The 1724-nt window shown below is 33.1% G+C and carries 2 protein-coding genes and 1 pseudogene; all 3 read right to left on the reverse strand.

Translation table 11 applies throughout. From position 1 onward, the window contains the following. Nucleotides 1-163, reverse strand: a pseudogene (locus tag BBG48_RS11630) (conjugal transfer protein); the annotation flags it as partial. 112 nt (nucleotides 164-275) lie between these two features. Then, on the reverse strand, nucleotides 276-1292 hold the full coding sequence (locus tag BBG48_RS10720) for a PDDEXK nuclease domain-containing protein (RefSeq protein WP_456297796.1): 1017 nt from the start codon (nucleotides 1290-1292) through the stop codon (nucleotides 276-278). Nucleotides 1293-1330: 38 nt separating this feature from the next. Further along, nucleotides 1331-1510, reverse strand: coding sequence for an AbrB/MazE/SpoVT family DNA-binding domain-containing protein (locus BBG48_RS10725; RefSeq protein ID WP_004819946.1), 180 nt, complete (start codon nucleotides 1508-1510; stop codon nucleotides 1331-1333). Nucleotides 1511-1724: the final 214 nt, after the last annotated feature.

Consider the following 1724-nt stretch of genomic DNA (forward strand, 5'->3'; position numbering starts at 1 on the left):
AAGCTGTCGCTTCAGGATTTTTATCATAAATACTTAACTGACTTCTAAAATCGTACTTCTGGTTGTTCCCGACAACTTTTAAGAGCTTCAGATACTCTGCTTCACTCTGCAGAACATCTTGTTTTATAAGCTCCAAAATGTTATGAAAATCATTTATTCGCATATTTACCTCCTTCTTTTTTACAAACAAAAAAGGCGGTTAGATTTTACTCTAATCACCTTTAAATTCTGTGTGCTGCAACTTAATGTTTTATAAATTCCTCAATGCTATTTTTCTACTCATTTTCTTCTTCTGCAATTTCTGTATACTCTTTCAGCTTTCTTTGCAACAGGTTCTTATCTATTAGTTTTAAGGTGTATTCCGATACCATAGTAGGAGAAAGGCTTCTACTAAGTGCAAATTCTACAACCTCATCATCTTTTGAAGCACAAAGAATAACACCGACACTTGGATTTTCAGTTTTCTTTTTTACTTCTCTATCTAATGCTTCTAAATACAAGTTCATTTTGCCTATATATTCCGGTTTAAACTCCCCTATCTTTAGTTCAAATGCAACTAAGCAAGATAACCCTCTATGATAGAATAATAAATCTATATAGTAATCATGATTGCCAACCTGTACCCTGTATTCATTTCCTATGAATGAGAAATCTTTACCAATTTCCAATATGAAATTCTTCAGATTTTCAAGAATTGATTTTTGAAAATCTCTTTCACTTCCAATCTTTGGTGCATCAAGAAATTCCAAGACATAGCTGTCCATAAACAAATTATGTGTTTCTTTCTTTGCCTTTTGTGTGGCAGGCAAGCTCTCACCGCTTGAAAGCATATACCTCTCATAATAACCACTATCCATTTGTCTTTCCAACTCACGCTTTGAATACTTTTCTCTGACTGCCAGTTCAATATAAAATTGTCTTTCTTCCTTGCTTTTTGAACCAGACATTATTTTCAAGTGATTTGTCCAACTCAATTGTGTCACCAGTGGTGACACTTTTTCATCGTCCTTATATAACTCGTAGAATTGCTTCATTCTATAAAGTCCTCTGCGAGTAAACCCTTTTAGATCAGGATAATTTTCAGAGAAAAAATCAGCAACATTTTCCACAAAATTTGATCCATAACTTGCTTCTTTGCTTTTCTCACTTATATACTTTCCCACTTCCTGATACATCAAAATCAGTTCTTCGTTGACTTTTCTATAAGCACGATCCTTTGCACCTTCGATAATCTTAACAATATCATCAAACTGATGATTATCTTTTCCCACATTTGTATTCTGCAATACCATCTTATCTTTATCCATTATTTACCTCTATAAATATACTGTTATTTATCAATATTTTCTTCAATAAAAGTCTTGGAGTTTTGAATTTGCACCTTATCTTTATGAACTACAAAAGTAACATAATCTCCATTTTGTAAGTTCAAGAGTTCTCTTATCCTTTTCGGAATGGTAACTTGCCCCTTTGACATAACTTTTGCAGTATCCATAAATGTATCTTTCATACTCGTTTCCTTTCTCCCTACTTTTCCTACAAAAGATTATAGCATTTTTAGGGCATTTTTTCCACCTTGAAATTAGTGGCATCTTACTTGGTATAAGTGGAAACCACTTCTTTTATCTCATTTTCAATCGCTTCTAAAAAATTTTCCTTTGAAGATTGCCCCTGTGCAATATCCGATAACTCCATTTCCCACTTTGCTGTTGTTTCTGCTGATT

The sequence above is a fragment of the Criibacterium bergeronii genome (genome assembly GCF_001693775.2).
In the GTDB taxonomy this organism is placed as follows: domain Bacteria; phylum Bacillota; class Clostridia; order Peptostreptococcales; family Filifactoraceae; genus Peptoanaerobacter; species Peptoanaerobacter bergeronii.

What these genes read in the sequence shown, in the direction of transcription:
- BBG48_RS10720 (WP_456297796.1), bottom strand. Translation starts at nt 1,292, where the DNA reads ATGGTATTGCAGAATACAAATGTGGGAAAAGATAATCATCAGTTTGAT.
- BBG48_RS10725 (WP_004819946.1), bottom strand. Translation starts at nt 1,510, where the DNA reads ATGAAAGATACATTTATGGATACTGCAAAAGTTATGTCAAAGGGGCAA.